We start from the raw sequence: 25,553 nt of genomic DNA, 5'->3' as shown, positions 1-25,553 counted from the left end.
TCAAAGGCGGCGCAACGCTCATTGAAGCACTTGAAGCGCGATAGCGCCGATCGTTGTGCCACGCCGCGCGCTTCAAGCCGCTTCGGCCGTAAGCTCGCGCCCCGGAATCGCGGCGAGTAGCGTACGCGTATACGGATGCCGCGGCGCGCGCCAGATGTCCCGATGGTCGCCGCTCTCGACGATCTTGCCCTGTTGCATCACATGCACACGGTCGGCGATATAGCGCACGACCGAAAGATCGTGCGAGATGAAGAGCATGGAAAGCCCCAGCTCGCGTTTGAGTTCGACGAGCAGATTGAGGATTTGCGCCTGGATCGAGACGTCCAGCGCCGAGACCGGTTCGTCGCAGATCAGCAATGCGGGCTCGAGCACGAGCGCGCGCGCAATGCCGATGCGTTGACGCTGGCCGCCCGAGAACTCATGCGGAAATCGCGCGAGCGCAGCCGCGGGAAGACCCACGCGCTCGAGCGCCAGGCGTACGCGCGCACGGCGCGCTCCCGCGTCGCCTACACCATTCACAGCCAGCACGGTTTCGAGAATGTCGCCCACCGTGCGGCGGGGATTGAGCGATGCATAGGGATCCTGAAAGACCATCTGCACCTTGCGTCGCAATGGCCGCAACGCGCGCTCGCCAAGCGATACGAGTTCAGTGCCGTCAAGCGCGATCAAGCCGCCCGCAACCGGCACGAGGCGCATGATCGCGCGCGAAAGCGTGGACTTGCCGCAGCCCGATTCGCCCACGAGGCCGACCGTCTCGCCCCGGCCAATCTCGAACGACACACCGTCCACGGCGTGAAGCGCCGGTGCGCCATGGCGCTGCGGGTACGCCACGCGCAGGTCGCGCACCGCGAGCAGCGGCGCAGCAGCCGCCTCCCGCGCGCGCGGCGCTGCGCGCTCGGGCACCTTGCGCGGCATCATCACGAAGCCACCCTCCTCACCGGCCCGATCTACCGTTGCCGTGTGGCGAATTTCCGGCAAGGTCCACGACCGGTAGTGCAAATCATCGGCCAGATTGAGCGAAGCGTTCAGGAGACCTTGCGTATAAGCATGACGAGGATACGCGAAGAGGTCCTGGGTTGGCGCCTCCTCGACCTTGCGCCCGGCCAGCATCACCGCTACGCGGTCGGCATGATCGGCCACGACGCCCAGGTCGTGCGTGATCAGCAGGAGCGACATCGATAGCTCGCGGCGCAGCGCGTCGAGCAGTTCGAGAATGCGCGCCTGGATGGTCACGTCGAGCGCGGTGGTGGGTTCGTCGGCGATCAGCAGACGGGGGCGGCACGCCACGGCCATCGCGATCATCACGCGCTGGCGCTGGCCACCCGATAGTTCGTGCGCATAGTCGTCGAAGCGGCGCTGTGGTTCGGGAATGCGCACGAGATCGAGCAATTCGATGGCGCGCGCGCGAGCGGCCCGGCGCGACAGCGCTTCGTGCTGGCGCAACGTCTCCACGATCTGCGCGCCGACTGAGAGCACCGGATTTAGCGAAGTCATCGGCTCCTGAAAGATCATCGAGATCTGCTTGCCGCGCAGTTCGCGCACCGCCCTGGGCGGCAGCCCGAGCAGCTCGCGCCCTTCGAAGCGCACGCTACCCGTGACGCGCCCGGGCTCGGGAACGAGCTGCATGAGCGAAAGCGCCGTAGCGGATTTGCCGCTGCCCGACTCGCCGACGAGTGCCAGCGTCTCGCCCGCCGCGATGTCGAAGCTCACGCCGCGCACCGCTTCGTGCACGCCAAAATTCACGCGCAAATCACGCACTTCAAGCAGTTGGCTCACGTGGCACCTTTACTGTCGTTGCCGCTGCCGCGGATTGAGGGCTTCGGTCAGGCCGTCGCCGAGCAGATTGAGGGCAAGCACCGCGAGCACGATGGCCGCACCGGGAATTGCCGTGAGATACCACGCCGTGCGCAGCGAATCGCGTCCGGCGCCAATCATCGCGCCCCAGCTTATGACGTTCGGGTCGCCCATGCCAAGGAACGACAGCGACGATTCGATCAGAATGGCGCTCGCCACCATCACCGAAGCCGTGACGATCACCGGCGGCAACGCATTGGGCAGGATCTCGCCAAAAATGATCCGCGTATTGCTGAACCCCTGGCTGCGCGCCGCGAGCACGAAGTCGGAGCGCCGCAGCGTGCGGAATTCCGCGCGCACGATGCGCGCGACCGTGGGCCACGAGGCAATGCCGATTGCTAGCGCGATGACCACCACGTTGGGCCGCCCGATCGCCACGAGCACGATCACCAGCAAAAAGGACGGAACGGTCTGGAAGAGTTCGGTGAGGCGCACCAGCGCGTCATCGATCAGCCCTCCGAAATAACCGCCGATCGCGCCCACCAGCGTGCCGATCACGAGCCCGATGCCTGCCGACGCTGCGCCGATCAAGAGCGACACGCGCGCGCCATGCGCAATGCCGGCCGCTACGTCGCGCCCGAGCGAATCGGTGCCCAGCCAGAATTGCGGGTCGCTGCCCGGCCATTCGAACGGCCCTCCCACCATGTCGAGCGGGTCGCCTGGAAAGAGTCGCGGCGCGAGCGCGGCAAGCACAACGAATGCGGCGAGCAGCGCGAGGCCGGCGCACGCCGAAGGGTTGCGCAGCAGCGCACGCCAGAAAGCGTGCCCGGCGCGGCGCGCGCTCGCGCCGTCGCGATCGGCGCCGCGGCGGCCAAGCAGCGCCAACGCCAGCTGACGCCGCCACGGCGAACCGTGGCGCGCGCCAGCGCCTCGTGCTTCAACCGGCAGATCCGGCGATTCGAAACTCATTGCTGTCCCTCCGTTAACCAACTCGTGGATCGAGCCACGCCTGCAGCAGATCGACCACAACGTTCGCGACGATGACGAGCAGCGACGACAAGAGCAGCACACCCAGCAGCACACTGAAGTCGCGCGCCAGCACCGCATCGAGTGCAAGGCGGCCCAGCCCCGGCCAACTGAACACGGTCTCCGTCACCGCCGCGCCGCCAAGCAGCGTGCCGAAATGCAGTCCCACGAGCGTGGTGAGCGGCATCAGTGCGCTGCGCAACACGTGACGCAACGTCACGCGCCACGGATGCAGACCTTTGGCCTGCGCCGTGCGCACGAAATCCTGCCGCTGCACTTCGATCATCGCGGCACGCGTAATGCGCGCGTAGATCGCTACGAAGAAACTGGCGAGCGTCGCCGCGGGCAGCAACACGTGCCGCGCGACATCGGCGACGTAGGCGAAGCCGTGCAGGTTCGCCCCGATCGTGACGTTGCCGCCGCTCGGCAGCCACCCTAGCCGCACCGCGAAAAGAATGATGGCGAGCAGGCCGATCCAGAATCCCGGCGTCGAATAGAACAGCAGCGCGCCCACCGACAACACGCGATCGGGCCACTTGCCGGCCCAGTGCGCCATCACCGCGCCGAGCGCCACGCCGGCCACGAGTGCGAGCGAAAGCGCCACACCCATCAGCAGCAAGGTGTTGGGCAGCCGCGAGAGGATCAGCTGCATCACGGGCATGTCGTAGCGCGGCGAATAGCCAAGGCTGAAATGCGAGAGATGCTTCAGATACGTCCAGAGCTGCACAAGCAAGGGCTGGTCGAGCCCGAACTTCGCGCGCAGCATGGTCATCGTTTCCGTCGTCGCGGAGCCGGCTTCGCCCGCGATCACATCGGCGGCGTCGCCCGGCATCAGCTTGAGCAGGAAGAAGTTGAGGATCACGATGCCGAGCACCGTGGGCAGCGCCTGCCAGGCTGTGCGGCGCAGGATCGTTTGCCAGCGGGCGCTTCGGCTCATCGTTGGGCTCCGTTTGGTGTTGCGGTGCGCAGTCAGGCGCTGAGCCAGACATCGGCGAAATTGCCTTCCAGACCCTGTGCGCTCACTGTGTGATCGTGCACATGGCGGTTGGCGAGCGTGACCATGCGCGGCGCGACGAGATTGAGGATCGGCAGATCGCGGTAAACGGTCTGCTGAAACTGCTTGTAGAGGCTCACGCGGCGGCTTTCATCGATTTCAACCGATGCCGCTTCGAGCAGACGGTCCGCTTCTGCGCTGCTGTAATGCGGCGCATTCGAGAACGGCACGCCGGGCCGGATATTCTTCGACCAGTAAAGACGCTGCACGCCCACCGCCGGATCGAACAGCGTGTTCACGCCGATGCTCGTGAAGTCGAACTGGCGTTCGGCATAGACACGTTTGAGGAATGACGGCAGATCCTGCGAGCGCACCGTGACATCGATACCCACGCGCGCGAGCGCCGATTTCACGTAGCCCGCCTGCCGCTGGTACATGTCGCCGTATGGCAGGTAGTCATGCGTGAGCTTGAAGCGCACGCCATCCGCGCCGCGCGGCTTGCCTGCCGCATCGAGCAGCGCCTCGGCCGCATGCGGGTCGAATGCGTAGGGCGTGATTTGCGCGTCGTGATACGGCGAAGCGGGCGTAATGGGCGTGGGCGAGACATCCGCATAGCCGTAGGCCACGGTTTTCTGCACGACCTGCGGGTTGATTGCATGCGCGATGGCCTGACGCACGCGCGGGTCCTTCAGCACCGGATGATCGAGGTTGAAATCGATCTCCGCCAAGGGCTCGAGAAAGCGATAGCCGCGTGTTTCGGTCACGAGTTGCGGTAACTGCGTGAGGCGCGGCAAGTCGGTGAGCGGCACGGGGTTCTCGCCGCCCAGATCGAGCGCGCCGGTCTCGAACGCCGCCGAACGCGCGGCCGGATCGGGAATGACCTTGTACACGAGCGCATCGATATAAGGCTTTCCCGCGTCCCAGTAGTCCGGGTTGCGCTCGTAGACGATGCTCGCACCGCGCGTCCACGACTTGAAGCGAAACGGCCCGGTGCCAATGGGCGCGTTGTTGTGCGGGTTCGTGAGCGGATCGCCGGACGCATACAGGTGCTTGGGAACCATCGGCGACTCGCCCGCCGAAAGCGCCTTGAGGAGAAATGGCGCGGGCTTCGACAATTCGATGATGGCCGTGCTGCCGTCGGGCGTCTGCACCTTCGTAACGTTCGCAAAAGTACTGCGCCCGCGGGGGTGAATCGCTTTGAGCAAGTCGATCGAGAACGCCACGTCCGCTGACGTGAACGGCTCGCCATCGTGCCAGCGCACGTTTTTCCGCAGCTTGAACGTGTAGCGCAGACCATCGGGGCTCACGGTCCATGCGGTCGCCAATTGCGGTTGCGCTCGCAGGTCGAAGTCATAGGCAAGCAGGCCCTCCAGCACCTTCGAACTCGCGGCGAGCGCCGGACCCGTGGTCTGGAAGATCGAAACCAGCACGGGCGGCTCGGGATTGATCAGCACGTTCAGCGTGCCGCCGCGTTTGCGCGAAACGGCGCCCTGGGCGCGGGCAAGCGCGGGAAACCCCGCCGTGGCGGCGGCCGCGCCGCTTGCAACAAGAAATTCTCGACGGGTCAAACGTGACATGCTGATGTGTTCCGATATCAATGGGACTAAACGCTGCGATCTGCGAGAGCCGGTAAATTCGCGCCGTGGCGACAGTGCTGCAATCGTAGCAACGGCCTCCTCACGCGCTAACCAAGCGATGCTGCTATCCATATGAACTGGCGCGCCAAACTGCAAATGCAGCAGCACGGCAACGCAATTGGAAAGCAGAAAAGCTTCTTTGTTATTCGCGCGCGGCACGTGTTTAATCATTCGATCGACTGATCGACCAGCATGGCGCCCGGCGCCGCAACGAACCTCCAAGGTGTCTGTCTTGAGCGAAAACTCCGTGGCCGAGCCGCGCGCATCCACTCCCGCAGCTACGCCGTTCGTGTCCGTGGCCTCTCCCGCCGACTTTCCCGATAGCCCGGTGGCGCGCGCGTTCGCGCAGCCGCTCATGCTCGGCCTGTTTCTGCCGATACAGGCTGGCGGATGGAGCGCGTCCACGCTGCCGCGCGGCACGGACTGGTCGTTCGATTACAACGCCGCGCTCGTGGAAAAGTGCGAAGCGCTCGGCTTCGATCTCGTCTTCGCCCTGTCGCAATGGCTGCCAAAAGGCGGCTATGGCGGCGTGTTCGACGGGCATGCGCTCGACTCGTTCATGACGCTCGCGGCGCTGACCGCACGCACCGAACGCATCATCCTTGCCGCAACGACCCACGTGCTCTACGGGCCGTGGCACCCGCTGCACTTCGCGAAGTTCACGGCCACGCTCGATCACATCTCGCGCGGACGTTGGGGCATCAATGTGGTCACGGGGCATCGCGCCGTCGAACACGAAATGTTCGGCTGGAACCGCATCGAGCACGACCGGCGCTACGAGATGGCCGCCGAATTCCTCGACGCCGTGCAGCAGTTGTGGGCGCAACCGGACAACTTCAGTTTCGAGCCGGAACTCTCGGGATGGCGGCTGCAGGGCGCGTTCGTGACGCCCAAGCCGCGCTACGGACGTCCGCTGCTCATCAATGCAACGGGCTCCGCCGCCGGCATCGACTTCGCCGCGCGTTATTCCGATGTGGTGTTCATCACGAGCCCAGCGGGACCGCAGATCGATCGCGCGCTGGAAGCGCTGCCCGCACACGTCGCGCGCGTGAAAGATGCAGCGCGCGCGTATGGACGCCAGGTGCGCACGCTGATCAATCCGATGGTGATCTGCCGCGAGACTTCCGCCGAGGCGCGCGACTATCATGACGCCATCGTCGCGCACGCCGACGAAGGGAGCTTTCACCGCTTCGACAGCGACGCGCACGCATGGCGCGGCGGTTTCGAAGATCGCGCAAAGGCGGCTTCGCGGGCCGTTGGCGGCAACATTGCAATCGTGGGCTCGCCCGAAGAGGTGGCCGACAAGATCATCAAGCTTCACGCGGCAGGCATCGACGGCGTGCAGTTGAGCTTCTATGATTTTCAGCCCGACCTGGACTTCTTCGGTGAACGCGTGCTGCCGTTGCTGCATGAAGCCGGGCTTCGCCGCTGAATTGCGAATTCGCGGCGCTTAAAGCGCCGCATCCGCTCTGCTTCAGGCGCGCTGAAGCTGTGCGCCCGCCACCGTCTCACGAACGCGCGGCCGCTCGAGCCCGAGATGCGAGCGCAAGGTGTTGCCTTCGTATTCGGTTCGAAAGAGTCCACGGCGTTGCAGGATCGGCACCACACCGTTCACGAACGCTTCCAGACCGTCCGGCAGTGCATCGGGCATGAGGTTGAAGCCGTCTGCGGCCCCGCCCTTGAACCAGCGCTCGATATCGTCGGCGATCTGCTCAGGTGTGCCAACGATCACGCGATGCCCGCCGCCGCCCGCGAGCGAGTGGATCAGTTCGCGCACCGTGTGGCCGCCCCGCCGCGCCTCGGCGATCGTGGCATGGAAGAACGTGTGGTTGCCGTTGCCGCCGCCCGGCAGCGCGAGGTTCTCGGGCAGGCGCGCATCGAGTTCGAGCTGATCGGGCGAAAGACCCAGTGTGCCGGCCAGGCGCGTGAGGCTGTAGCGCCAGGGAATCTGCTCGACGAGTTCGTCGCGCCGCCGCAATGCCTCGGTCTCGGTCGCGCCGATGATGGTGGTGAGGCCCGCCAACACCTGCACACCCTGTGTTCGCCCGTATGCGGCGGCGCGCGCATTGAGATCGCGCCGGTACGCAGCCGACTCCTCGAACGATTGCGATGCGGAAAATACGGCCTCCGCGTGACGCGCCGCGAGATCGCGGCCGTCGCCCGAGCCGCCCGCCTGTACGAGCACAGGATGGCCTTGCGGCGCACGCGGAAGATTTAGCGGCCCCAGCACCTTGAAAAAGCGCCCCTCGTGCGCAACAGGCCGCACTTTCGTCACGTCGATGAAGCGGCCGCTTTCCTTGTCGCCAACGAAGGCGTCGTCATCCCAGCTATCCCAGAGCGCCTTGACGAGTTCCGTGAACTCCGCGGCCCGCGCATAGCGTTGCGCGTGATCGGGCACCGCGTCGTGGCCGAAGTTGCGCGCCGAGGGCAAATCGGCCGTCGTCACGACGTTCCAGCCCGCACGGCCACGACTCACATGATCGAGCGTAGCGAAGCGACGCGCGATGTTATAGGGCTCGTTGTAGCTCGTCGAAGCCGTGCCGATCACGCCGATGTGCGTAGTCGCCGCCGCGATGCTGGCCAGCAGCACGGTGGGCTCGAGCGCCGTGATCGGACGGAAGTCGATCTGGTCGATGATCGCGGCATTATCGGCGAGAAAGACCGCATCGAACTTCGCTCTCTCGGCGAGTTGCGCGACGCGCACGTAGTGCCCCACGTCTACGAATGCGCGAGGATCGGCGTCGGCCAGACGCCAGGCCGATGGCACGAAGCCCGAGTGCAGGATATTGACGTTCAAATGCAGGCGGCGCGACGTTGCGGTGACCGAAGTTCGACTCATCTCGTGGACACTCCTCGAATCGTGGGTTTCAAAATACGCGGCCTTCGGTGAGGTGCGTCGTCACGCCATTCAAGGCGTAGTCGCCCACCACGCGCGCCTTGTGCAGCAGCGGGTTGTGACTGAAGATCGTGCGCAGGTTGCGCCAGTGCCGGTCGAAATTGTGTGCGCGCGAAGTGGCGGAAGCGCCACCCGCTTCGAACAGGCGCTCGGCCGCTTCGAGCGCGAGCTTGCTGACCACGAGCTGCGTGCGTGCTGTTGCCAATGCGCCTTCGAGCACGAGCGAATCCGCGTCCGGCGCGCCCGCGCGTATCGCTTGTGCCGATCGATCGAGCGTGCGGGCGTTCTCGCGCACCAGCGCATCGATCGCGTGGCTATGTGCGGAGAGCGTGCCGACCACTTGCTGGATGAACGCATCTTCGCGCGCGGAGGGAGCCGTGCTGTGCAGTACGGGGCGCCCGTGCTCCAGCACGTAGCGCTTCGCGTCCGCGACCACGTTGCGAACGATGCCCGCTGCCACCGCCACCAGATGAAGTTGCCGCAGCGCGCCGCCGTGACGGCCGGCGAGCGTGGCGAGGCCGCGTTCCGTGATCTCGTCCGCACGTACCAGCAGATTCTCGAACACGAGACTGCCGCTCGCCGTCATGCGCTGCCCCATTCCGTCCCAGTCGTCGAGCACCGTGAGCCCTTCGCGCCGCACCGGCACGATCGCCACGACCGGCTGGCCCTCGTCGTTCAGCACGCTCAGGCGCGCGTAGTCGGAAAAGGCCGTGCCGGTCGAATAGTATTTGCGGCCGTCAAGACGATAGTCTTCGCCGTCCCGCCTGAGCGCCGTGGTGTATTCGCCCGGACGCGACGTACCCAGCTCGGTCGAGGCACCCCCGAAAATGGCGCCGTCGATCACGCGCTGAATCTGCAAATCGTTGAACGGCGTGCGCGCCGAGAGCAGCAGCGCTTCGGTCTGGTCGTAGTGAATGCGCAGCGCGTGCGCGAGATTGCTGTCGGCGGCGGCCAGCGTCGCGATCACGTCGAATTCGTCCACGAGCGAGCCGCCCAGACCGCCCCATTCCACCGGCAACCGGAGCCGCCCTAGCCCCGAGCGCCGGAACGCGTCAAAGCCCTCGAAAGGCAATTCGCGGCGCCCTTCGCGCGCCGCTGCTTCTTTGCCGATTTCATTCGCGAGCGATGGCAAGTTGGCGAGCGCTTCCTGCAAGGACAAACTCGTTGCGCGATCGCGTACCGGAAGTTGAGTGGGAAGAGCGGACATTGAGTTTTCCTCTTTTTGTCAGGCCCGCGAATCATTCTGATACGCGGGCGGCCTCAAGGCGTTTTGCCAAAAAGGAAAAGTATAGGGAGCGCGTTGCCTGCGACTAACCACAGAATTCGTCTTTTGTTATTCGCATGTCTGCGTTGGCCAGCATTGCGCGCATTCAAGCAGCATGACGTTGCGGCCAAAGCAAATCACGCTGGCACGCGGACCTATTTCACGATTCGTTCTTTGACCTCGCGGCAAGCGCTTGCTGATAATCGATTGCTCCATGCTGCCCGCGCAGACGTTGTGCGCGATGCACACATTCGCGACCGAGGAATCTTCATGACGCTTCTCTGGTACACCCGTTGCCCTGCGCCGACGCCATTCGGTATTGCCGCGCAGCAAGGACTGCTGCAGGAGGAATTCGCTGCCGATGGAATCGAGGTGAAGGCGTTGCAGGATGCCGCCGATCCGTCCATCCGCCGCTCGCACTTCACGCATACGCAGCCGTGGTCGTTTCGTCAGGGCGGCAACATTCCGGCGCTATGGGCGCGAGCACAAGGCAGCGACACGCGGCTCATCGGTGTGAGCTGGGTCGACGAGTTTCAGGCGCTCATTACGCTCGATCCGCACCTCTCGCCAACGCGCGGTTCTCTATCCGGGCGTCGATTCGGATTGCCAATCAATACTGCCGCCGAGGTGGTCGATTTTCATCGCGCCACCGCGCTGCGCGGTATTAACACGCTGCTCGAAGCCATCGATGTCTCGCCTGCCGATGTCGAGTTAGTGGATCTGCCGCATGCGCCCCGTGGTCTCACGCGCGCGAAGCCCGATGAATCCGCGCCGCTCGCGCAATGGCTCGATGCGCAGCGCGCTCACGAATATTCGCGCGAGGCGGCGGCGCTCCTGCGCGGCGAAGCCGACGTGGTGTTCGTCAAGGGCGCGACGGGCCTCGACATCGCCAACGTGATCGGCGCGCGCGTGCTGGTCGACATCAGCGCGCATCCCGATCGCCGCGCGCATGCGAACAACGGTACACCGCGCCCCCTCACAGTCGACGCGCAACTCCTGCGCGAGCGCCCCGACCTCGTCGAACGCGTGCTGGCACGCACGCTCGACGTCGCCGCGTGGGCCAACGCGCATCGGGGCGACGTCACGCGCTATGTCGCGCGCGAAGTGCGCAGCGCCGAGCACTGGGTGACACGTGCGTATGGCGCGGGCTTGCACAGGCAACTGACAATCGGGCTGGATGCCGGAGTGCTCGATGCCCTCGAGCATTTCAAGCGCTTTCTCTTCGAGCACGGCTTCATCGCGACTGAGTTCGACTTCGCACAATGGGTCGAACCGGCGCCACTCGAAGCAGCGCTGGCGCGTCGCGCGGCGTTGGCCGGTTGACCTGTGAAGCGTTGCGCTCCTGCGCTCCTATCTTTCTGATCGCCTTTGGCCTAACCGATGATTCCTCTCCTCCTGCGCACGGCGCCACGCCGTGTCGTTTTGCTCCTTCTGGTCATGGCGAGCGTTCTCGCGCACGTTGCCGCACACGCTCAAACGCGCGGCGGCACGCTCAATTTCGTGGTGACGCCGGAGCCGACGGCGCTCGTGGATGTCGCCACGACGGCCGTCAATGTCCTCAAGGTCAGCCCGAAAGTGATTGAAGGGCTGCTCGACTACGACTTCGACTTGAAGGCAAAGCCGTTGCTCGCCACGTCATGGGAAATCGAGGATGGTGGACGCCGTTATGTGTTTCATCTGCGGCACGGCGTGAAATGGCACGACGGTGCGCCGTTCACTTCGGCCGACGTTGCATGGTCGATCGAAACGCTGCGCAAGGTGCATCCGCGTGCGCGCACCACGTTCGCGAACGTCACTGCGATTTCCACGCCAGACCCCTATACGGTCGTGCTGACACTCAGCGAACCCACGCCGTGGCTGATACGCGCGTTCTCGGCCTCGGAAACGCCGATTCTGCCGAAGCACATCTACGAGGGCCGGGACGTGCTCGCGAATCCGGCCAACAACGCGCCCATCGGCACCGGTCCGTTTCGCTTCGTCAAGTGGGTGCGCGGCAGCTACATCGAATATGCACGCAACGACGACTACTGGAACGCTGGCAAGCCGTATCTGGACCGCATCACCGTAACGATCATCGCCGATCCCGCCGCGCGTGCGGTGGCGTTCGAGGACGGCTCGGTCGACCTCGCCGGCGATACGCCCGTGCCGCTCGCCGATCTCGATCGCCTCAAGGCGAACCCGAAGCTCGGTATTGAAACGCGTGGCTATGAGTTCCAGGCGGGCGTCGCGCGTATCGAGTTCAACCTCGACAATCCCTTTCTCAAGCCATTGAAAGTGCGTCAGGCGATCGCCTCGGCGATCGATCGCGAAGTGATCCGCAGGGTCATTTACTACGGCTACGCGACACCCACCGCGAGCCCGCTGATGCCGTCGAACCCCTACTATGACGCTGCCCCCACGCCCTACCCGTTCGACGTGGCGCGCGCGAACCGTCTGCTCGACGAGGCCGGCTATCCGCGCAAGGCGGACGGCACGCGCTTCGCGCTCACGCTCGACCCGCTGCCTATCGGCGACCTCCCGGCGCGCACAGGCGATTACATTAAATCGGCACTCGCCCGCGTGGGGATCGTCGTGACGATCCGCAATCAGGATCTTGCAGCCTATTTGAAGCGTGTTTATACCGACCGGCAGTTCGATTTCACCGTGAATGGCATGAGCAATCTGTTCGATCCGGTGGTCGGCGTGGCGCGTTTATATACGACCGACAACTTTCGCCCCGGCGTGCCGTTCACGAACGGCTCGCACTACAGCAACCCGCAAATCGACGGCCTGTTTGCACAAGCCGCGCGAGAAAGCGATGAAACGAAGCGCAAGCAACAGTTCGCGCAAATCCAGCGCATCCTTGAGCACGATCTGCCGGATCTGAATCTCGTCTCGCCGCAGTGGGTGACGCTCGCTTCGAAGCGCGTGCACGACCACACCATTTCACCCGACGGCACGGCCGCGAGTTTCGCCGATGTATGGCTCTCGCGGTAAGCGCGCACGTCGCACTGTTTGAATGAACCAGGGAATATTCATGGAATACCGGCAACTTGGCCATAGCGGCCTGAAAATCTCCACGCTGACGCTCGGCACGATGATGTTCGGCGGTCCCACCGACGACGCCACGGCCGAACGCATCATTGGCGCCGCGCAAGACCAAGGCGTGAATTCAATCGATACCGCCGACGTCTATCACCAGGGTGAATCGGAGCGCGTGGTTGGCCGGCATATTGCGCGGCAACGCGAGCGCTGGGTGCTCGCCACGAAGTTCGGCAATCCGTTCGACTTTTCGCCGGGCAGCGGCAGCCGCGATATCAATGCCGCCGGTGCGTCGCGCAAGCACGTGATCCGCGCGGTCGAAGCGAGCCTGACCCGCCTCGATACCGATTATCTCGACCTCGTTTATCTGCATCGCGAGGACCATCACACACCGGTCGAAGAGACGGTGCGCGCGCTGGGCGATCTGATCGCGGCCGGCAAGCTACGCCATTACGGCCTGTCGAATCATCGCGCATGGCGTATTGCCGAGTTCAGCCGTGTGGCCGATTTACTGGGCGTGCCGCGGCCTGTTGCGAGCCAGCCGCTCTACAACCTCGCCAATCGCCAGGTCGAGGCGGAACAGTTGAGCGCCGCCTGGCACTATGGACTTGGCGTGATCTCGTACAGCCCGCTCGCGCGCGGCGTGCTGACCGGCAAGTACGAGCCAGGCGCCCAGCCCGGCGCCGACACGCGCGCGGGACGGCAAGACCGCCGCCTGAACGAGACCGAATGGCGAGCGGAGACGATAGAACTCGCGCGGCGCGTAGAGGTGCATGCGCACGCGCGCAATCTCACCGCCGCGCAGTTCGCGCTGGCGTGGGTGCTCAATAGCCGCTATATCACGTCGGCGATCGCGGGGCCGCGCACCGAGGCGCAATGGCGCGACTATCTGCCCGCGCTACAGTATCGTGTCAATGAGGATGACGAAGCATTCATCAATTCTCTGGTGGCAAGCGGCCATCCGTCGACCCCGGGATTCAACGACCCCGGCCACCCGTTCTTCGGGCGTCTCGTGCGCCACGGCGCCACGCAAGACCCGCGCGCGCCGGGCGGCGAACGCTAACCGCTCAGGGAGTGAACCATGAATGCATTCACGCCAAACGCCGTGCTCGCACGCGACGACGATCAGGCGGCCGCGTTGATCGAGCGCGCGGCGCTGCTCGGCCGCGCGTTTGCCGCCGTGGCCGACGAGCATGACCACAACGCCACCCCGCCGCTCGAGCAGTTCCGCGCGTTGCGCGAAACGGGCCTGCTACGCGCGAATATTGCTCGCAGCGATGGCGGCTTTGGCGCAGGGCTCGCGCTGGCGCGCGCCATTGTCGCCGAAGTTGCCTATGGCGATCCGTCGGTTGCGCTGATTCTCTCGATGCACTACAGCCAGCACGCCATGATCGTGCACGACGCGCGCGAAAACACGGGCAATTGGCCCGCAGCGCTCGCGCAACGCCTCACGCGCGCGAGCGTGGAAGGCCGTGCGCTCGTCAACGCGGCCCAGGTCGAACCGGCGCTCGGGTCGCCCTCGCATGGCGGCCTGCCTGAAACGCTCGCACGCCGCGAAGGCGCCTCATGGCGCATCAGCGGCCACAAGCTCTATGTGACGGGCGCGCCCCTGCTTACATGGATCAACGTGCTCGCACGCACCGACGAACCCGAGCCACGCCTCGGCCATTTCCTTGTGCCCCGCGAGACGGCAGGCGTGCGCATCGTGGAGAACTGGGATCCGCTCGGCATGCGCGCGAGCGCGAGTCACGATGTGGTGTTCACGGACGTGGCGATTTCCGTTGACGATGTGGTCGGCTTGCGGCCGGCGCATCTCGGCGTGCAGCGCGATCCGCACGCCACGGCGTGGTACTTCAGCCTGGTCGGTACGGTCTACGACGGCGCGGCGCGCGCAGCCCGTGACTGGCTGCTCGCTTTCCTCAACGAACGCAAGCCTGCTGCGCTCGGGGGCGCGGCGCTGGCCACCGTTCCCATCGTGCAGGAAAGCGTGGGGCGCATCGAGATGCTGCTGGTTAGCAATGACTGGCTGCTGCGCACGCACGCCGAGGCGATCGACGCAGGCACCGCGCCTGCCGAACTGTCTGCCGTCGTCAAGCATAACGTGGTGGACAACGCCATTCAGGCCGTGGATATCGCGCTCGAACTCGCGGGCAATCATGGGATTGCGCGGCACAATCCGCTCGAACGCCATCACCGTAATGTGCAGTGCGCGCGCATTCACGCGCCGTCCAATAGTTTGCTGCGGACCCTTGCGGCGCGCCGCGCGCTGGGCTTGTGAGAAAACCCCGGCGCGTGAGTTGCGGCCGGGGTTGATGCGAAGTGGTGAGCGCTAGACGATGCCCGGCGCAGCCGCTTCCAGCACGTTCACGCGCTTCGGAATCAGCTTCAGGTCGAAGAACGTATTGGCGATTTGCTGCTGCTCGGCGAGAATGGCTTTCGTAATCGGGCCCGTGCCGAACGGCACGCGTGCGATTGCCTCGCTGACCACGTCGTTGGGCAGGCCCCACAACTGCGCGAGTTGGGTGGCGAGCGCGGCGCGGTTAGCCTGCCCCCATTGATCGATCTCACTCAACTCTTCGATGAGAATCTTGATGACATCGGGATTTTGCTTCGCATAGCTGAGCGATGAGAAGTAGTAGGCGCGGTTGTCGACCACGCCGCTCGCATCGGCGAGAATACGGGCGTCGAGGGATTTTTGCGCGGAGGCGAGAAACGGGTCCCAGATCACCCACGCATCGATGGAGCCGCGCTCGAACGCCGCGCGCGCGTCGGCGGGCGCGAGAAATACGACCTTCACATCGCCATACTGGAGGTTGTGCGCTTGCAGCAGCTTCACGAGGAAATAGTGGACGTTGCTGCCGCGATTGAGCGCGATGGTCTTTCCCCTGAGATCCGCCACGCCGCGTATGGCTGAGGCGTGGGGCACGAGCACCGCTTCGGACTGCGGGCGCGGCACCGTTGCCGCGACATAAGCGAGCGGCGCACCGGCCGCCTGCGCGAAGATGGGCGGCGCTTCACCCACGTCGCCAAAGTCGATCGAACCTACGTTGAGGGCTTCGAGCTGCACTGGGCCTGCATCGAACTCGGTCCACGTGACGGCGACACCAAGCGGAGCGAGCCGCTTCTCCAGGGTTCCACGCCCTTTCAGAAGACTTAGATAACCTTTCTGATTGCCGACGCGCAGCGTACGCGACGCACTGGCCGCGCGCGCGGGACCCGCGCTGAGCACAGGCAAAGCGGCGAGCGCAGCGGCTCCCGCTGAGATTCGAATGAAGTTACGGCGTGCGTTCATGCTCGGTTGCCTCGACGTGAGATCGACGGTGAATAAGGAAGAACGCCGATGGTATAAGCCGCCCGGCAGAGTGAAAACCATCAAATCCTGCGCTTCTAATTCCCGCAGCAGATAACCGAATTACGTTGTGTTCTATGTGACCAGTCGATATGTAAATCTCGATTTAATATTGGCCCGCCCAGGAGACCACAACCATAATCGGCGTTTCCTGACCATGAAACCACTCGTCATGATAAATCGATTAGTTATCCAAACGTTATTGTCCACCATCGCGCTGTTTGTGCTGCAATCACCGGCTGTTCGCGCTGCCGACAGCGCCGCCCACGTGTTGCGCGTCGGCTTCGTGCCTGGTCCATACGCCGACGAATTCCGCGAAGGCGTCGAGCCTCAACTCAAGCGCAAGGGTTACACCATTCAGTACGTCAACTTCAGCACCGGGCTCGAAGCGAATCAGGCCGTGTGGCACGGCGAGATCGCCGCCGACGTGATGCAGCACAGCGTCTATCTGAAGGCATACAACGATCGTAACGGCACCGATCTCGTCGGCGTCGTACAGGTGCCGACGCCGCCTATGGGCCTCTACACTACCCGCCATCGTTCGCTCTCCGAGGTGAAGCCCGGTGCGACAGTCGCCGTGCCGAACGACCCCGTCAACCTCGAACGCGCGCTCAAGATTCTGCAGTCAATTGGCTGGATCCGTATTCGCGAGAATCCCAATCCTGTCGATGTCTCCGAGCGTGACGTGGTCGCCAATCCCGCTGGCATTCGCATCGTCCCGCTCGAAACCGCACAGGCGCCACGCGCACTCGAGGACGTCGATTTCGCAGCAATCCAGGGCAACTTCGCAATCTCCAGCGGACACCGTTTGACCGAAGCGCTGGCACTCGAGCAAATGCGCTCGCCTTATGTGAATCAAGTGGTCGTCAAATCGGCGAACCGTGATTCACAGCAGACCGCCGATATCGTCGCGGCCTATCGGTCAGAGGAATTCCGTGCGGCGATCCTGCGCAATGAAACCTACAAGGGCTATCGCCTGCCCGATTACTTCCCGCATTGACACCGATTCCCATCAGCCGACAACGGTTTGAAGAAGCCCTTAGACATGAAAAAAACACTTCTCGCGCTAACGACAATCGCACTGTCACCCGTCGCAGCCTACGCTCAGAGCAGCGTGACGCTCTACGGTATCGTCACCGGCAACGTGACCTATACAAACAACGTTCAAACGGCGGCAACGCCAGCAGGTGGCAAACCCACCGGCGGCGGGCAGGTCGCCCAGTTCGACAGCGGCACCTCGGGCCCGAGTTCGAGCCGCTGGGGCCTGAAAGGCACCGAAGATCTGGGTGGCGACGTGAAGACGCTGTTCGTGCTCGAAAGCGGCTTTAGCGTTAGCAATGGCACGCTCGGCCAGGGTGGCACCCTGTTCGGCCGTCAGGCCTGGATCGGGCTCACCGCGCCCACCTACGGCACCGCATCGCTCGGGCGTCAGTCCGACGCCGCTGTGGATTATGTGTCGCCGCTGCTCTATGCCTGGTACTTCGGCAATCTCGCGATCCATCCGGCCGATTACGACAACCTCAACTTCACGCATCGCATCAACAACGCGATCAAATACAGTTCGGACTCCTTTGGAGGATTCCGGTTTGGCGCGCTGTACAGCCTGGGCGGCATAGCCGGCAACTTCACGCAGAACCAGTACTGGTCCACAGGCTTCAGCTATACCGGACCGAGCGTTGCGGTCGCGGCGTCGATCATCAACGCGCGCAATCCGAACAACTCGCTCTATGGCACGAATGCGAACGCGAGCGCCACCGGCAACAATCTCGGCTCCGCCGGTTCCGCCACGACGCCGGCGTCGAACCCATCCATCTCGGGATTCGCCTCCGCGCGCACGCAGCAGACTGTCGCCGTGGCCTCGACCTGGACGATAGGATCGGCCATCCTGGGTCTCGCCTGGTCCAACACGCAATACCGCGATCTCGGGGCTACGGCCTCGCTCAACACGCAGAACTATCACGGCACGGCCTCGTTCAACACCGTGGGTGCGAGCGTGCGTTACCAGGTCACGCCGTTTCTGCGCGTGGGCACGTCATTCGATTACACGAACGGCGGCAACCTGAACGGCAGTGGCGGCGCGCGCTATGAGCAGTGGAACCTCGGCACCGGCTACTCGCTCTCCAAAGCCACCGAACTGTACGCAACGGCCGCGTACCAGCACGCAAGCGGCGTGGATTCGTGGGGCCGCCAGGCGGTCGCGGACATCGGCTACCTGTCTCCCTCGACAACGTCGAATCAGCTTGCGGTGTCTGCGGGTATCAAGCACCTGTTCTAACCCGCAGCACGAGCCGCCGCCCGGTCGATTCGTGGGAGGCGGCTCGCCCGTCCATCCTGTTGGATAATGAGGCGTTCGTTTGGACGATCACGCTCATCCGCCCTACGATGCGTGTCGCAACTCTCACTCCGGAACGCTTGCCATGTCCTCAACATCCGCTTATCTTCCGCACGATCTCGATCACGCGCTACTCGTTGGCCGCGTCTGGCGGCCCACCCCAGAGGGCGACGGCCCCTGCGTCGTCGTCGTGCGCGGCGGCATGGTCTTCGATATTTCGCAGATTGCACCCACCACAGCCGACTTGTTCGAGTATGAGGATCTGCTCGATGTCGTGCGGCATACACCCGGCGAACCGCTCGGCACGGCTGAAGCGCTGGTCGAACACAGCCTCGCGGGCGATCGCCCCGAAGATCGCCCTTCGCTGCTCGCGCCGTGTGACCTGCAGGCCATCAAGGCTTGCGGCGTGACGTTCGCCGTGAGTCTTCTGGAGCGCGTCATTGAAGAGCAGGCCGGTGGCGATCCCGCCAAGGCACAGGACGTGCGCGCGGAAATCACGAAGTTGATCGGCACGGACCTTTCGAAGATCAAACCGGGTTCCGAGGCCGCGATCAAACTGAAGGAAGAACTTCAGCGCCGGGGCGCATGGTCGCAGTACATGGAGGTCGGCATTGGCCCGGACGCCGAGGTGTTCTCGAAGTCCCAGCCCATGTCCGCCGTGGGGTTCGGCGCCGACATCGGCCTGCATCCCGCCTCTGCGTGGAATAACCCCGAACCCGAAATCGTGCTCGCGGTGAACAGCCGGGGCGAGGTGGTCGGGGCGACGCTCGGCAATGACGTCAATCTGCGCGACATCGAAGGACGCTCCGCGCTGCTGCTCGGCAAATGCAAGGACAACAACGGCTCGTGCGCCATTGGCCCGTTCATTCGTTTGTTCGACGAAACCTTCACGCTCGACTCAGTTCGCGCCACTAGCGTTTCGCTTCGCGTGGAGGGTGCAGACGATGGCTTCCTGCTCGAAGGCGTGAGCCATATGCAGGAAATCAGCCGCGACCCGCTCGATCTCGTCTCGCAGGCGTGGGGGCGGCATCATCAGTATCCGGATGGTTTCATGCTGTTCCTCGGCACGATGTTCTCGCCGATCAAGGACCGCGATGCGCCCGGCGGCGGCTTCACCCATCACCTCGGCGACCGCGTCACGATCAGCGCGCCGCCGCTTGGCGCCATCGTCAACACCGTGCGCCTTTGCACCGAAATCGAACCGTGGACGTTCGGCGTGCGAGCCCTTTACGTCAATCTCGCCGAGCGCGGTCTTTTCTAATCCTAAGCGCCCCGCGCGCCGCAGACCTAAAAAGTAAAGAGGAAGAGCTGCTGCTCTTCCTCCCGCCCTGCGCGTGAACCACACCAATCAGTCGTAAAGCACCGCAGCGATCTTCGGGTCGCTCATATTCGTCTTGTCATACCAGTAAAAGCCCGTGTCGATTTTCTTGGGCAGCGTCTCGCCCTTCAACGCCTTCGCCGCGGAATCGACGACGCACTTGCCGATGCCCACCGGGTTCTGCGTGATCGCACCCGCCATCAGGCCGGACATGATGGCCTCCTTCTGCTCCTTGCCCGAGTCGAAGCCGATCAGCACCAGTTTCTTGCCCGATTCCTTCACGCCGATCGCCGCGCCTTCCGCCGAGCCTTCATTGGCGCCGAAAATGCCCTTGAGGTTCGGGTTCGCCTGAATCATGGCCTTGGCGATTTCCGCCGATTTCAGGTGATCCCCAGCGCCGTATTGCACGGAAACGATCTTGATGCCCGGGTGCTTCGTCTTCATCTCGTTGAGGAAGCCGTCGCGCCGATCGATACCTGTGCGGCTCGTCTGGTCATGCACGATCACGCCGACTTCGCCTGCGTTGCCGATCATCTCCGCCATTTTGTCGGCGGCGAGCGCGGCGGCGGCGAGGTTGTCCGTGGCGCAGGTCGTAAGCGGAATATCGCTGTCGACACCCGAGTCGAACGCGATCACAGGGATCTTGCTGGACTGCGCGCGTTTGAGCAGCGGAACGGCGGCCTTGCTGTCGAGCGCGGCAATACCGAGCGCCTGCGGTTTCTTCGCGAGCGCGGCCGAGAGCATGTCGATCTGCTTGTCGACCATGGCCTCGGTTTCAGGGCCTTCGAACGTGATGCGGACATTGTTCGCCTTCGCCGACTGTTCCGCGCCGGATTTCACGGCTTGCCAGAACTGATGCTGGAATCCCTTCGAAATGATCGGAATGTAGGGTTCCTCAGCATAGGTCAAGCTCGACGCGCCCACGAGCGCGCCCACTCCGATTACGGCACTGATCAGTTTTCTTTTCAACATGACATTTCTCCTCCTAAGGTGGGCCATAGACCTCCAGCCGTTGAGGGAGCCTTGTTTTACTCCCCGTTCTTTCCTTGCTTCTTCCGTCTCCTCTTTCAACGCTTCTTGCGCCGCAAGATATCCGCATAAACCGCGAGGATGATGATGAGCCCCGTCACCACGATCTGCCATTCCTGCGCGACCGACATGATGCGCAGGCCGTTCGTCAGCACGCTCATGATGAACGCGCCGATGATGGTGCCGAGTATCGTGCCTGACCCGCCGCTCAGCGACGTTCCGCCGATCACGACCGCCGCGATGGCTTCCAGCTCGTAACCCTGGCCGAGCGCCGGCTGCGCCGAATTCAGACGCGAGGCGATCAACAACCCTGCAATGCCGCAGATCGCGCCGCCAAGGCCATAAATCGCGATCTTCCAGCGATCGACATTCACGCCCGAAAGGCGCACGGCCTCTTCATTGCTGCCTAGCGCGAACGTATAGCGGCCAAGCGCCGTGCGGTTGAGCGTGATCGAACTCACGATGGCGAGCACGAACAGAATCAGCACGGCGTTCGGCACAGGCACGCTGGGCAGGAAATAGCCGATCAGCGAGTCCTGCGAAATCATGTAGAAGTTTTCGGTATCGGTGAAATAGATGGGCTTGTCGGACGACACCACGAGCGAAAGCCCCTTGAGCAGCAGCATCATGCCGAGCGTCGCGATGAACGGCGGGATTTTCATCTTCGCCGTGAGCGTGCCAGAAATGGTTCCGCACAGCGCGCCCGTTGCGATGGCGGCGAGCACGCCGATCCACATCGGCAAATGCCAATAGGTCAGAAACACGCCGCAAATCACGGCCGTAAACGTCATCAACGTGCCGACCGACAAATCGATGCCGCCCGTGATGATGACAAACGTGCTCGCAATGGCGAGCACGCCGTTCACAGCCGTTGCCTGCAGAATGCCGAGGATGTTGTCCATCTGCATGAATGCAGGCGAAGCGAAGCTGAAAAAGATCAGCAGCAGGATGAGGCTCGCGAATGCGAGCATTTTCTGCAGCGCAGTCGGCGAGAAAAGGCGCGCCCTCAAACCGGTCGACCGTTTCTGATTCGCCAGCGCCGCAGTATCCGATTGCATAGTCATGGATTCGACCTCTTGAGGCTCATGCCGCTTGCAAGGTTTCGCGCTGGGTCGCGAGATGCATGATGCGCTCCTGGGTCGCCTCGCTGGCAGAGAGCTCGCCAGTGATACGGCCTTCGCACATCACTACGATCCGGTCGCTCATGCGCAGGATTTCCGGAAGTTCCGACGAGATCATCACGATCGCCTTGCCTTGTTCCGCAAGTGCGCGCAGCAGCTTGTAGATCTCGCTTTTCGCGCCAACGTCGATTCCGCGCGTGGGCTCGTCGAAGAAAAGCACATCACAGTCGCGCTCCAGCCACTTCGCAATGACGATCTTCTGCTGATTGCCGCCCGATAGCAGGCGCACCGGCTGCGTGGCGGAAGGCGTGCGAATGGCGAGCAGACTGATGAAATGCGCCGCCGTCTTGCGGATCTGCATGCGCCGCAGAAAGAGGTTCAGCGAGAGGAATTTGCCGAGGTTGGACATCACGATGTTCGATTCGACATCCATGCCGGTCGCAAGACCAAAGCGCTTGCGGTCCTCGGAGAGATACCCGATGCTGTGCGCGACCGCGTCGCTTGGCGTTTTGATCGTTGCCTTCGCGCCTTTCACGAAGATGTCTCCGGATTCGACCGGGTCCGCGCCGAAGACGGCTCGCGCGACTTCGGTTCGGCCCGCGCCCATGAGTCCCGCAAAGCCCAGTATTTCGCCTTTGCACAACGTGAAGCTCACGTCCCTCACGAGCGGGCCGGCGTTCAGATGCTTCACTTCGAGCGCGACTTCGCCCTGGTGCGCCGGACCCGGATACGGCGCGACGTCGGCGAGCGTTCTGCCGACCATCATGCCAATGATGGCCTGCACGCTCGTATCGGCGGCGGCGACGGTGGCCACGTATTCACCGTCGCGCAGCACGGTGACGCGATCGGCAATCTGCTTGAGTTCATCCATCTTGTGCGAGATGTAGACGATCCCCACGCCCCGCTCTTTCAACTGGCGAATGATGCGGAAAAGCTCGGCGATTTCGGCGTCGTTGAGCGCGGAAGTCGGCTCGTCCATGATGAGCACGCGCGAATCGTACGACAGCGCCTTGGCAATCTCGACCATCTGCTGGCTCGCGACGGTGAGCGAGCCGACCACGGTGCGCGGGTCGAGTTGCACGTGCATGCGGGCGAGAATCGCGTGCGCCTGCGCGTTGAGTTTGTCTTCGTCGAGAAAGAGGCCAAGACGCCCGCGCGGCTCACGGCCGATGAACATGTTCTGCGCGACGGTCAAATGATTCATCAGCTGGAGTTCCTGATGAATGATGCCGACGCCCACGGCCTGGGCCTCGCGCGGACTCGCGAACGCGACGTGCTGGCCATCATAGAGAATGTCGCCCGAGTCGCGCGTATACACGCCCGCGAGAATCTTCATCAACGTCGACTTGCCTGCGCCGTTCTCACCCATCAGCGCGTGCACCTCGCCCGCCACGAGTTCGAACTGCACTTCGTGAAGCGCTCTCACGCCGGGAAAGCTCTTGCTCAGCTTACTAACGGAAATGAGCGGCGTCATGGCGCAAATCCGCAAAGAAAAGCCAGACACATTACCGGGGCCCCTTGATTACGTGCGCGGCGTTGCTTGCGGCGCTGCACGAAGGTGGTTGAAGTACGGTCGTTGCTTGACGTAAGGCTAAGGTGCTTAAGCTGCTCAAGGCGCAAAGAGATCCGGCCGCTTTTTCGCGGACCGGTGCAACTCCTCGATCACCTGATCGAGATGGTCGTGCATGGCTTTGGCCGCCGCGTCGGCACGGCCGGCGCGAATGGCATCGAAAATCCGTTCGTGTTCGTCAAGCGTATGCGCGAGACGCTCGGGACTCGCCAGCAATTGCCTTGCGCGGTCCAGCGCATTGCGCGACACAGCGACGATCTCTTTCACGCGCGGCAGGTTCACGGCGTCGAGCAGGATTTCATGAAACGCGAGATCGAGCTCATGAAACGCGTGACGCTGACCATTACCGGCGACCTTGCGCTGCTCCTCGAGATTGGCGGCCAGTGCGTCGATCGTGGCGCTGTTCTTCATGCGCGCGACACCGCGCACCGTTTCGACTTCGAGCGCGCTGCGAATGAACAGATGCTGGCGAATATCGTCGAGCGCGATCGGTTTGACGCGCGTGCCGCGCTGCGGCAAAACCTCGACGAGACCCGCGTGCGCAAGCTTCGCCAGCGCGGCGGAAACCGGAAAGCGCGACACGCCCATGCGTTCGCAGACCGCCATCTTGTCGATCATCATTCCGGGTTCCAGCGCAAGCGTCACGATCGCTTCTCTGAGCGCCTGCTCGACCGCATCGGTCAGACTGCCGCGCTCGCCGCCTCTAATCTTTTGCAGTGCGACATAGGGATTGCCGGCAACACTCGCCACTTCGGATGAAGAGTTCACGGCGCGCTTGATTTTGAGAAGACATGCTAGCATGCTAGGTAGCAGATTCAACGTTGTCAACGCGTGCAAACGCCTGGTTTTCCCCTACCCGAAAGCCGTCCCTTCCATAGGGAGTTCGAATGACCACGATCAGCAAGCTGTCCGTTCGCGACATCCGCTTTCCCACTTCGCGCTCGCTTGACGGTTCCGACGCCATGAACGCCGCGCCGGACTACTCCGCCACTTACGTCACGCTCGAAACAGATTCTCCAGACAAATTCACCGGGCACGGCCTCACGTTCACCATCGGGCGCGGCAATGAAATTTGCGTGACAGCGGTGAACGCGCTGGCGCCCCTCATCGTCGGCAAGCGTCTCGAAGACATTACCGCAAATATGGGCGCATTCTGGCGCGCTTTTACTTCGGACAGCCAATTACGCTGGATCGGCCCGGATAAAGGCGCGATTCACCTGGCTACGGCGGCGGTCGTCAATGCAGTGTGGGACCTTTGGGCCAAATCGGTTGGCAAGCCCGTATGGAAGCTGCTCGCCGACATGATCCCCGAAGAACTCGTGCGGTGCCTCGATTTTCGCTATGTGACCGATGCGATCACGCCTTACGAAGCGTTAGCCATCCTGCACCGCCACGCGAAGACGAAGGGCGCGCGCGAAGCGGAAATGCTCGCGCAGGGCTATCCCGCTTATACGACCTCGGCTGGCTGGCTAGGCTACGACGACGACAAGATTCGCCGTCTCGCGCGCGAAGGCGTCGCGCTGGGCTGGACGCATTTCAAGCAGAAAGTGGGCGGCAATCTCGACGAGGACGTACGGCGCGCACGCATTCTGCGCGAGGAGATCGGCGAGAACCTGAAGCTGATGATGGACGCCAACCAGGTATGGGATGTGGACGAAGCGGTGGCAAACATGCGGCGTCTCGCGGAGTTCGATCCATGGTGGATCGAGGAACCGACGAGCCCAGACGATATTCTCGGCCATGCGGAGATTCGTCGGCGTTTGGGGTCGATTGGGGTTGCCACGGGCGAGCATTGTCAAAATCGCGTGATGTTCAAGCAGTTGCTGCAGGCTCAAGCGATCGATTTTTGCCAGGTGGATGCCTGCCGGTTAGGTGGACTGAACGAAGTGATCGTCGTGCTCTTGATGGCGGCGAAGTTCGGCGTTCCGGTGTGCCCACATGCGGGCGGTGTTGGACTGTGCGAGTACGTGCAGCATATTTCTCTATTCGACTATCTGTGCGTTTCGGCTTCGCTGGAGAACCGGGTGCTCGAGTATGTCGATCATTTGCATGACCATTTTGTCGATCCAGTCGTGATACGCAATGGGCGGTATATGCCGCCGCAAACGCCCGGCTATAGCATCGAAATGAAACCGGATTCGCTTGAAAGATACATTTTCCCTGACGGTGAGGCGTGGCGGCCGTAAGCGGGCCTGGAACTGA

20 protein-coding genes are annotated in these 25,553 nt (G+C 63.3%); 9 read left to right on the top strand and 11 right to left on the bottom strand.

Annotated elements, in window-relative coordinates; genetic code table 11:
* Positions 1-72: 72 nt before the first annotated feature.
* The 4 genes from L0U83_RS19315 to L0U83_RS19300 are packed head-to-tail and all read right to left on the bottom strand — an operon-like array spanning position 73 to position 5,391.
* On the bottom strand, positions 73-1,776 hold the full coding sequence (locus L0U83_RS19315) for an ABC transporter ATP-binding protein (RefSeq protein ID WP_233885538.1): 1,704 nt from the start codon (positions 1,774-1,776) through the stop codon (positions 73-75).
* A gap of 9 nt (positions 1,777-1,785) precedes the next feature.
* On the bottom strand, positions 1,786-2,763 hold the full coding sequence (locus L0U83_RS19310) for an ABC transporter permease (protein WP_233885537.1): 978 nt from the start codon (positions 2,761-2,763) through the stop codon (positions 1,786-1,788).
* 13 nt (positions 2,764-2,776) lie between these two features.
* Positions 2,777-3,757 carry an ABC transporter permease gene (locus L0U83_RS19305; RefSeq protein ID WP_233885536.1) on the bottom strand — a complete coding sequence of 327 codons (981 nt, stop codon included), beginning with the start codon at positions 3,755-3,757 and terminating at the stop codon, positions 2,777-2,779.
* 32 nt (positions 3,758-3,789) lie between these two features.
* Positions 3,790-5,391 carry an ABC transporter substrate-binding protein gene (locus tag L0U83_RS19300; protein ID WP_233885535.1) on the bottom strand — a complete coding sequence of 534 codons (1,602 nt, stop codon included), beginning with the start codon at positions 5,389-5,391 and terminating at the stop codon, positions 3,790-3,792.
* Positions 5,392-5,683: 292 nt separating this feature from the next.
* Between L0U83_RS19300 and L0U83_RS19295 the strand changes: the two genes are divergently transcribed.
* Positions 5,684-6,883, top strand: a complete 1,200-nt coding sequence (locus L0U83_RS19295; RefSeq protein ID WP_233885534.1) for an LLM class flavin-dependent oxidoreductase — start codon at positions 5,684-5,686, stop codon at positions 6,881-6,883.
* 42 nt (positions 6,884-6,925) lie between these two features.
* Here L0U83_RS19295 and L0U83_RS19290 read toward each other — a convergent pair whose 3' ends face one another.
* Both L0U83_RS19290 and L0U83_RS19285 read right to left on the bottom strand, forming a co-directional pair.
* Positions 6,926-8,290 (bottom strand): LLM class flavin-dependent oxidoreductase, encoded by a 1,365-nt coding sequence (locus tag L0U83_RS19290; RefSeq protein WP_233885533.1) that lies wholly within the window; start codon positions 8,288-8,290, stop codon positions 6,926-6,928.
* Between the two features lie 28 nt (positions 8,291-8,318).
* Positions 8,319-9,554, bottom strand: coding sequence for an acyl-CoA dehydrogenase family protein (locus L0U83_RS19285; RefSeq protein WP_233885531.1), 1,236 nt, complete (start codon positions 9,552-9,554; stop codon positions 8,319-8,321).
* Positions 9,555-9,881: 327 nt separating this feature from the next.
* On the opposite strand from L0U83_RS19285, the gene L0U83_RS19280 reads away from it, so the two are divergent.
* From L0U83_RS19280 to L0U83_RS19265, 4 genes are all read left to right on the top strand, one after another.
* Positions 9,882-10,934 carry an ABC transporter substrate-binding protein gene (locus tag L0U83_RS19280; RefSeq protein WP_233885530.1) on the top strand — a complete coding sequence of 351 codons (1,053 nt, stop codon included), beginning with the start codon at positions 9,882-9,884 and terminating at the stop codon, positions 10,932-10,934.
* 114 nt (positions 10,935-11,048) lie between these two features.
* Positions 11,049-12,587 carry an ABC transporter substrate-binding protein gene (locus tag L0U83_RS19275; RefSeq protein ID WP_373321093.1) on the top strand — a complete coding sequence of 513 codons (1,539 nt, stop codon included), beginning with the start codon at positions 11,049-11,051 and terminating at the stop codon, positions 12,585-12,587.
* Between the two features lie 40 nt (positions 12,588-12,627).
* The gene (locus tag L0U83_RS19270) at positions 12,628-13,695 is read left to right on the top strand and encodes an aldo/keto reductase (protein ID WP_233886569.1); all 1,068 of its coding nucleotides are present in this window, start codon (positions 12,628-12,630) and stop codon (positions 13,693-13,695) included.
* A gap of 18 nt (positions 13,696-13,713) precedes the next feature.
* On the top strand, positions 13,714-14,910 hold the full coding sequence (locus L0U83_RS19265; RefSeq protein ID WP_233885527.1) for an acyl-CoA dehydrogenase family protein: 1,197 nt from the start codon (positions 13,714-13,716) through the stop codon (positions 14,908-14,910).
* 51 nt (positions 14,911-14,961) lie between these two features.
* Here L0U83_RS19265 and L0U83_RS19260 read toward each other — a convergent pair whose 3' ends face one another.
* Positions 14,962-15,924, bottom strand: coding sequence for a sulfonate ABC transporter substrate-binding protein (locus L0U83_RS19260; RefSeq protein ID WP_233885525.1), 963 nt, complete (start codon positions 15,922-15,924; stop codon positions 14,962-14,964).
* Positions 15,925-16,138: 214 nt separating this feature from the next.
* On the opposite strand from L0U83_RS19260, the gene L0U83_RS19255 reads away from it, so the two are divergent.
* The 3 genes from L0U83_RS19255 (at position 16,139) to L0U83_RS19245 (ending at position 19,574) form a co-directional block, all read left to right on the top strand.
* Complete coding sequence (locus L0U83_RS19255; RefSeq protein WP_373321092.1) at positions 16,139-16,981, top strand: MetQ/NlpA family ABC transporter substrate-binding protein; 843 nt, start codon at positions 16,139-16,141, stop codon at positions 16,979-16,981.
* Between the two features lie 45 nt (positions 16,982-17,026).
* Positions 17,027-18,256, top strand: coding sequence for a porin (locus L0U83_RS19250; RefSeq protein WP_233885523.1), 1,230 nt, complete (start codon positions 17,027-17,029; stop codon positions 18,254-18,256).
* A gap of 142 nt (positions 18,257-18,398) precedes the next feature.
* The gene (locus L0U83_RS19245; RefSeq protein WP_233885522.1) at positions 18,399-19,574 is read left to right on the top strand and encodes a fumarylacetoacetate hydrolase family protein; all 1,176 of its coding nucleotides are present in this window, start codon (positions 18,399-18,401) and stop codon (positions 19,572-19,574) included.
* 87 nt (positions 19,575-19,661) lie between these two features.
* Here L0U83_RS19245 and L0U83_RS19240 read toward each other — a convergent pair whose 3' ends face one another.
* The 4 genes from L0U83_RS19240 to L0U83_RS19225 form a co-directional block, all read right to left on the bottom strand.
* Positions 19,662-20,603 (bottom strand): ABC transporter substrate-binding protein, encoded by a 942-nt coding sequence (locus L0U83_RS19240; protein WP_233885521.1) that lies wholly within the window; start codon positions 20,601-20,603, stop codon positions 19,662-19,664.
* A gap of 95 nt (positions 20,604-20,698) precedes the next feature.
* The gene (locus tag L0U83_RS19235) at positions 20,699-21,724 is read right to left on the bottom strand and encodes an ABC transporter permease (protein WP_233885520.1); all 1,026 of its coding nucleotides are present in this window, start codon (positions 21,722-21,724) and stop codon (positions 20,699-20,701) included.
* A gap of 19 nt (positions 21,725-21,743) precedes the next feature.
* On the bottom strand, positions 21,744-23,255 hold the full coding sequence (locus L0U83_RS19230; RefSeq protein ID WP_233885519.1) for a sugar ABC transporter ATP-binding protein: 1,512 nt from the start codon (positions 23,253-23,255) through the stop codon (positions 21,744-21,746).
* Positions 23,256-23,390: 135 nt separating this feature from the next.
* The gene (locus L0U83_RS19225) at positions 23,391-24,152 is read right to left on the bottom strand and encodes a GntR family transcriptional regulator (protein ID WP_233885518.1); all 762 of its coding nucleotides are present in this window, start codon (positions 24,150-24,152) and stop codon (positions 23,391-23,393) included.
* An 86-nt stretch (positions 24,153-24,238) separates the two neighbouring features.
* On the opposite strand from L0U83_RS19225, the gene L0U83_RS19220 reads away from it, so the two are divergent.
* Complete coding sequence (locus L0U83_RS19220) at positions 24,239-25,537, top strand: L-fuconate dehydratase (RefSeq protein ID WP_233885517.1); 1,299 nt, start codon at positions 24,239-24,241, stop codon at positions 25,535-25,537.
* Positions 25,538-25,553 lie beyond the last annotated feature (16 nt).

Source organism: Paraburkholderia flagellata (assembly GCF_021390645.1).
In the GTDB taxonomy this organism is placed as follows: Bacteria; Pseudomonadota; Gammaproteobacteria; order Burkholderiales; family Burkholderiaceae; genus Paraburkholderia; species Paraburkholderia flagellata.
This window is presented reverse-complemented; position numbering and strand designations above follow the sequence as displayed.